The sequence below is a fragment of the Saccharothrix obliqua genome (genome assembly GCF_019375475.1).
Lineage (GTDB): Bacteria > Actinomycetota > Actinomycetes > Mycobacteriales > Pseudonocardiaceae > Actinosynnema > Actinosynnema obliqua.
Genome location: NZ_JAHXGQ010000021.1, coordinates 43497 through 51249, shown reverse-complemented (window position 1 = coordinate 51249; position 7753 = coordinate 43497). Strand labels below are relative to the sequence as shown.

General features: G+C 71.4%; 3 protein-coding genes. All 3 read left to right on the top strand.

The features are described 5' to 3' along the window. Window positions 1-1145, top strand: a 1145-nt coding sequence (locus KZQ38_RS35115) for a UvrD-helicase domain-containing protein (RefSeq protein WP_219448346.1), incomplete at its 5' end; no start/stop codon positions are given. Window positions 1146-1273: 128 nt separating this feature from the next. Further along, on the top strand, window positions 1274-1840 hold the full coding sequence (locus tag KZQ38_RS35110) for a hypothetical protein (protein WP_219448345.1): 567 nt from the start codon (window positions 1274-1276) through the stop codon (window positions 1838-1840). A 760-nt stretch (window positions 1841-2600) separates the two neighbouring features. Next, complete coding sequence (gene mobF / locus KZQ38_RS35105) at window positions 2601-7748, top strand: MobF family relaxase (RefSeq protein WP_219448344.1); 5148 nt, start codon at window positions 2601-2603, stop codon at window positions 7746-7748. Window positions 7749-7753 lie beyond the last annotated feature (5 nt).

Genomic DNA, 7753 nt, shown 5'->3' with positions numbered 1-7753 from the left:
CGGTGCTGGCCCAGCTCGTGGGCAACACGGTGGAGAAGTTCTGCCACACCGCGGACATCGAGATCACCACCCACCATGTGCCCAAGGTCAACGGCGTGGACGGCGCGGCGCGACAGGACCTAGCCGAGTGGGTCGTGCCGTACGCGCAGGCGATGTGGCGGGACCTGCAAGGCACGTCCGGCCGGCTGAACTTCCGGCACGACCACTACCTGAAGATGTGGGCGCTGACCGAGCCGAGCCTCAACGCGGACGTGATCTTCTTCGACGAGGCGCAGGATGCCGACCCGGTCATCGCCAAGGTGGTGCAGTCCCAGCGCGACGCGCAGCTGGTAGCCGTAGGCGACAGTAACCAGGCTATTTACGGATGGCGAGGCGCGATTGACGCCCTGGCCAACTGGCCCGCCCAGGCCCGGCTGCGGCTGACGCAGAGCTGGCGATTCGGGCCTGAGATCGCGGACGAGGCGAACAAGTGGCTGACCGCGCTGGAAAGCCCGTTGCGCCTGACCGGCACGCCCGGCATCACCTCGAACCTGGCCCCGTTGTCGCACCCGGACGCCATCCTCTGCCGCACCAACGGCGAGGCGATGGGGCAGGCGATGAAGGCCCTGGACCGGGGCGAGCGGGTCGCCCTGGTGGGCGGTGGCCGGGCCATCGGAGACATGGCCAAGGCGGCGCAGGCCCTCCAGTCCGGGAAGGCCACCCAGCACCCCGAGCTGGCCGCGTTCACCACCTGGGCCGAGGTCCAGGACTACGTCGAACAGGACGACGCCGGGTCGGACCTGCGGGTGTTCGTCCGCCTGGTCGACGACCACGGTCCCGACGAGCTGATCCGTGCGACCCGCCGCCTGGTGGGCGAGGAGACCGCCCGGCTCACCATTTCTACTGCACACAAGGCCAAGGGCCGCGAGTGGCATCGGGTGCTCATCGGCGACGACTTCCGCCAGCCCACGGCCACCGACGACGGCAAGCCCGGCAAGCTGCCGAAGGCCGACGCGATGCTGGCCTACGTGTCGGTCACCCGCGCCCAGCACGTACTCGACCGCGGTGGCCTGGCGTGGATCGACGACCACCTGGCTGGTGTTCCCGGCCCGCCGCCGCGCCGCGCTCGGCGCATGACCGACGACGACGCGATGGCCTGGTCCTGACCACAACCGGACACCGTCATGCGGAAGCGTCACGTCACACCGGTGTGACGCTTTCCGTGTTCCGGGCGCGATGCGCGGGCCGGTCTATCCTGACCTGCGAGTACAGCGTGCGAGACGGAGGTCGGGGGATGGCGGACGAGGACAAGGGCACGGCCCGCAGGCCGCGCAAGAGCGCCGCGACGAAGGACGTGCTGGCCCGGTTGCTCGAAGGCCGGGACAAGGCCGACGCCGACGCGGTGAAGCGGCGCCAGGAGGAAGAGGCGGCGCTGACTGCGTTCGCCGAGGCCGAGGTCGAGGCCCAGGAGATCGCCGCCGAGACCGATCGGCGGGTCAAGAACCTGGAGGCGCAGTTGGCCACGGTGCGCAAGGACGGTGAGCGCAAGCTGGAGGGCGTCGAGGCACGCAAGGCCGACGCCCTGCTCACGCTCCAGGTCACCGGTCTGCGACGCAGCGCCGAGGAGCTGTCGACCATGACCGGCATCGGCGTGAAGCGGGTGCGGGCGATGCTGCGTGACGCCCGCGAGGCCCACGAAGCCCGAGGACAGGGCGTGGCTGAGGCCGAGGACATGCCATCTGCGGACACCGAACCGGGCACGGATGCATCTCCTGATGTTGTGTCCACCGCGCTCCAGCTCTCGCTCGCCAGCGACCGCGAACCGGAGCCCGAGGAGGCCAGCGCCACGCCCAAGGCGTGAGCGCTCCGGCTAGCCGCGGGGCTAGCCGGTTCACGGCACGGGTCCGCGCCGTGGGCACCGCCCGACGGGCGACGTGCCAGCGATGCATCACCTGATGTTGTGTCCCCTGACCTACGTTCCCCGGTCGCCAGCGACCGCGAACCGGAGCCGAGGTGAGGAACATAAGCGCGCCCTGTGAGGGCCGCGTGACGAAAACCGGGCGGAGCGGTGCCGGGCAGGCGCTGTTCCGCCCGGTCGCGTTTCCGCTTCCGTAGGTCTGGGGGAGAAGGCTCTCCCCCAGACCCCCTCACATCGTCCGCCGCCGGGTGGAGCGCCGCTGGCGGACCGCGTGGCACCGGCGAAGGATGCATCGCGGATGTCGAGTTGTGGAGGCCCCTGGCCGCGGCACGGCCAGGGGCGAGGTGTGGCGGGGCGCGTGGCGGATGATGGGTGGTCGCCACGGCAGAGCCGAGCGGACGGCCGGGAGGCGAACCCGGCCGCGTGTTCATGACCGGGCACGAGCCCTGGACGGCCTCCTGCCCGTGACCCGGTCACCTTCCTCCGTGGTCACCACAGGCTCACCCGGCACCTTCCTTCTCCTACCGCACTTCCTACTCCCAGCCCACTCGACTCAGCCTTCCACTTACTCCTCTGCCCACTCACTCGCTGTCACCTCACCTCGTTTACTTGCCGCAGCCAACCATCCACACACCTATGCATTAGTTAATGATCATGGTTGGGTCGTGTCCCGTTCCTGTCCACTTTCTGTCATGATCTACCCATGCTCCGTATCACTGCGGTCGGCGCGAACGCGGTGGATTACCTCGTTCGCGGCTCGGGCTGCGCGGAGCACGAGCACGGCCGCGAGCCTGGTCAGCAGGCCGGTCCGGAGCGCGATGGAGCCGACTACTACCTGTCCGCCACCTCGCACGGCGAGGCCGCCGGCCGGTGGATGGGCAGCGGCCTGGCGATGCTCGGTGTGCGCGACGGCGACGTGGTGGACGAGGAGGCCGTGCGCGCCGCGTTCGGCCGCTTGGAGCACCCCACCGAGGTCGACGAGAACGGCGAAGCCAAGGCGTTGGGGCGTCGGCCGCGCCGGTTCAAGGACTACGAGCAGCGCCTGGCCGAGGCCCTGGAGCGCGAGCCCGACGCGACGCCGGACCGGCAGCGCGAGATCGCCGACCAGGTGCGCGGCGACGCCCGCCAGGCGGTGGCCTACTACGACTGGACCTTCTCCCCGCCCAAGACGTTCAGCACGCAGTACGCCGCGTTGATCGAGGCCGGTCGGATGGAGGAAGCGGCCGTGCTGCGGCGTGTCCAGCACGAGGCCGTGCAGATCACCATGCGCTACGCCGAGGGGCACGCCGCCTACACGCGCACCGGCTACCACGGCCGCACCAAGAACGGCCGCAGCGTCGGCAAGTACGAGAAGGTCGACGGCCTCACGATGACGGTGTGGGAGCACTCGACCAACCGCGAGGGCGAGCCGCAGTTGCACACGCACGTGGCCGTGTTGAACCGGGCGGTGACCAGCTCGGACGGCAAGATCCGCGCGCTGGATGGCAGATCGTTCCGGCCGATCAAGGAAGCCGCTGCCGCTGTCTACGAGCGGGCGGTGGAGGACCTGTCGCGGTTGTACCTGGGGTACGAGTGGGTCACCCGACCCGACGGCAAGGCCCGCGAGATCGCCGGCGCGGACCTGGAGTTGGCGAAGCAGGCGAGCACGCGGCGCGAGCAGGTCGAGGAGCGCGCGGCCGAGCTGGTCGAGGCTTACATCGACCGCCACGGTGTGGCGCCGTCGGCCGCCGCGTTGAAGGCCATCCACCAGGCCGCGACGCTGGAGACTCGCAAGGCCAAGCAGGCCGAGCAGGGCCCGGCGGCGGTGAAGACCTGGGCCGAGCGGCACCGCGGCGCGCTGCTGGCGCAGCTCGACAGCGTCGAGGCCGCCGCCGCCGAGATCGCGCTGACCGGGCACCCCGACGCACGGTGGCTGCCCGACCAGGCCGACCGCGAGGCGATCCTGGCCCGCGCGGTGTCGGAGGTGCAGCACCAGTACCCGACGTGGACCGTCGGCAACCTGGTCGCCGCCATTGACAAGCAGCTCCTGAGCGTCCCCGGCCTGCCCGAGAACCGCTTCAAGGTCCTGGAAGCGATGGCCCGCGAGGTTCTTCAGCCGGGCAACAAGTTCGGCGTGCTGTCGCTCACGCCGCAGGACCCGGTCGAGGTTCCGGCGGTGCTGCGCCGTACCGAGGACGACCGCAGCATCTACCGCCCGCACATCGACGAGGTGTACTCCACCGAGGAACACCTGTCGACGGAGCGGCGCATCGTCGCCGGCGCCGCCCAGCGCACCGCGCCGAGCATCACCGGCCCCGAGCTGGAACTGCTGCGCACCGAGGTCGAAGCCATCAAGATCGGCACCAAGCCCATCGGCAGGGACCAGGTCAACGCCATCCTCGGGATCGCCTCCTCCGGCCGCGCCGGTGACGTGCTCATCGGCCCCGCCGGCGCGGGCAAGTCCACGGTGGTCGGGGTGCTGTCGAAGACCTGGGAGTCCCGGTTCGGCGGCCGCGTGCTGGGCCTGGCCACCTCCCAGCGCGCCACCCAGGTCCTCACCGAGGAGGGCCTGGAGGCCATCAACACCAGCCAGTTCCTCATGCGGTTCGCGCCGGACGCCGACGGCGTCGCCCAGGACTACGTGCGCCCCGGCGACCTGATCGTGGTCGACGAGGCTGGCATGTCCAACACCTACGAGCTGGCCAGGATCTCTCGGCTGGTCGAGGCCGGTGGCGGCAAGCTGCTGTACACCGGCGACCACCAGCAGCTCAGCGCGGTGGGCGCGGGCGGGATGCTCAACCTGCTGGCCACCGACAACGGCAAGTTCGAGCTGGACGAGGTGCACCGCTTCCGCGACACCAAGGACCCCAGCAAGCCCAGCACTTGGGAGGGACAGGCGAGCCTGCGGCTGCGCGCCGGCGACACCTCGGTCGTCTCCGAGTACGAAGACCGCGGCCGACTTCACGGCGGCACCATCGAGCAGATGCACGCCGAGGCCATGCGCGCCTACCTGGCCGACACGATCGCCGGACGCGAGTCACTGCTGATCGTGGGCACCAATGCCGAAGCCGCCGAGCTGTCCCAGGCCATCCGCCGCGAGCTGGTCATGATGAACCGCGTCGACCCGGTGCCGATCGCGGAGCTGAAGGACCGCACACCGTTGAGCGTCGGCGACGTCATCCAGGCCCGCCGCAACGACTGGTCGATTCAGGTCGACGGCGAGGGTTTGGTGACCAACCGGCTGACCTACAAGGTGCTGGGCCGTGACGAGCGGGGCCGGCTGCTGGTCGAGGACTCCAACGGCGTCACCGCGCACCTGCCCGACTCCTACGTACGCGAGCACGTGACCCTTGCCTACGCCTCGACCGTTCACGCCGCCCAGGGCCGCACCGTCGACACCGCGCACGCGGTGCTGGACGGCCGGTCGCTGCGCGAGGACGCCTACGTGGCCCTTACACGCGGCAAGGCGCAGAACACCGCGTACCTGGCCACCGAGCGCGCTCCCGACGCGCACGAGCAGGCGCTGGACGTCACGCCGGGTGAGATGATGGCCACGGTGATGGAGCGCACCGGCGCCGACGTCGCCGCCGAGCTGGAGATGCGCGCCAGCCAGGACGAGGGCAAGAGCCTGGCGTGGATCGGCACTCAGTGGGACTTGGTGGCCAAGGAGTACAGCGCCGACCGCTACACCGACGCCCTGGCCAGCCTGGTGGGTCCGGAGAAGGTCGACGAGCTGCTGGCGGAGGAGGCGTACCCGGCGCTGATGCGCGCGGTGCGCTCCGCCGAGCTGGCTGGCCACAACGCCGAGGCGCTGCTGGCCGAAGTCGTCACCGAGCGGGAGCTGGGCACCGCCGACAGCTTGTCGGCCGTGCTGCGCTACCGCCTGAACAAGCAGGTCGACCAGCGCACCCCGGAGCAGCAGGTCGACGGCCGCGACTGGACCACCTTCCAGGCCCCGGTGGACGGCCCGGTCGGTGAGTTCATGCAGGGCCTGGCCGTGGCCAGCAGCGACCGCCAAGACGAGCTGGCCGCGCAGGTCGCCGCCGACATGCCCGCGTGGGCCCAGCAGTACCTGGGCGACGTTCCGGACGAGCCGGGGCAGCGCGAGGAGTGGATGCGCCGCGCCGGTGTCGCCGCCGCCTACCGCGAGCTGCACGCCATCCCCGACGAGCAGGTCAGCATCGGCCCCGCGCCGTCCCCGGAGAACGAGTTCCACAGGATCATGTGGCGCGAGGCCCACCGCGCGCTGGGCAACCCGGCCGACGCGATGGACTTCCAGTCCGCCAGCGAGGCGGAGCTGCGCGAGACGCGCGCCCGCTGGGCCCGTGAGCAGAACTGGGCACCGCGGTTCGTGGCCGAGGAGCTGCGCGAAGCCAACCAGCAGGCCGCCGAGTTCAGCCAGGACGCGGTGCTGTTCCGCGCCCGGCTCGACTCGCTGCCCGCCGACAGCCCCGAACACGCGCGCACGCTGGCCGACGTCGAGCGCGCCGAGCGCCTGGCCGCCCACTACACCGAGCTGGCGTACCAGCTCGACGAGGTCCACCGCGCCCGTCAGGGCTGGTACGCCGCCACCGAGCCCTATCGGGTGGCTGACCAGCTCGCGGCCGAGGAATTGGAGCGGCGCAACCTGCCGCTGAATCCCGAGCCCGCGCCCGAGCCGGTGCAGACGTCGTTGTTCGACGTCGTGACCGACGACGAGGTGGGCTCGGCTCCGGAGCCCGAGGACGTCGAGCCGCCTCGCGCTTGGGAGCTGGACCCGGTCAACCAGCCCGGTGTCGACGCCGAGCCGATCGAGCACGTCCGGTGGTGGCAGCGGTGGGCCGAGGCCCTGCGTGGCCCTTCCGTCGAGGAGCCCGGCGTCGACCCCAACCAGGGCGTGCTGTTCCGCGTCGAGCGCCCCGCCGGTGTCGCAGCCGTGACGGCCGTCGAGCCCGTCGCCATCGAGGACCAGGCCGTCGCGGTCGACCAGGAGCAGACGGCGCTGTTCACCGCGGCCAAGGTCGAGGAGGCGACCCGGACCTGGGACTTCACTCCGACTCCCGAGTCGGACCCGCAGCTGCGCCTGTTCGAGGTCGACCAGGCCGTCACCGCGAAGACCGGCGAGGCCGAGCAGGAGCTGGCCATCGACCAGCCCCGGGCCGAGGTGGACCCGGATCAGGGCGCGCTGTTCGACGACGAGGTCGACCACGCTGCCGACGCGCAGGGCCCGCAGGCAGAGGTCCCAACGTCCGCGTCGGTGGTCGACGTCGAGGTCGACCAGGACCAGCAGCTCGCTGTCGACGATCCCGACCAGATCGACCTGTTCGCCCTGCCCGAGTCGGCGGTCGTCGAGCAGCGCGTGCTCCGCCAGCCCGTGGACGACGTCCAGGTCGAACGGGTCGAGGTCGCCGCCGAGATCACGGCCACCGTGGACGAGGGGATCGAGCCTGCGGCCACGCCGGAGCCGACGCTGGAGGAGCGCGTCACCGTGGCCGAGGCGCTGCGCCAGGCCCGCGCCGCCGACGCACAGCGGCTACGCCGTGAAACCGCCGAGGCCGCACGCCAGGGCCGCCAGGAGCAGGCGGAGCACACCGCCGAGCAGCAGGCCGAGGCCGAGCGCACCCGCTACGACCGCGACCGTACGCAGGACCCCGGCCCCGAGCGCACCCGCCAGCCCGAGCGCGAGGTCGACGAGCCGCAGATCGAGCTGGTTCCCCAGCCAGCCCCGCAGCGCGAGGACCCGGCCCAGGCCGCCTCGCGCGAGCGCACACGTGAGCTTCAGCGGACCATCGACAACCAGCGCCGCCGGATCGACTCCGAGCGTGAACGCCGCCTGCGCGATGACTGGCACCGCCCTGGTCCCGGGCACGGCGGCCCCGGCATGGGCCGCTGACCGGT

Coding starts and splice junctions, on each gene's coding strand:
- mobF (WP_219448344.1), top strand. CDS start 2,601: ATGCTCCGTATCACTGCGGTCGGCGCGAACGCGGTGGATTACCTCGTT.
- KZQ38_RS35110 (WP_219448345.1), top strand. CDS start 1,274: ATGGCGGACGAGGACAAGGGCACGGCCCGCAGGCCGCGCAAGAGCGCC.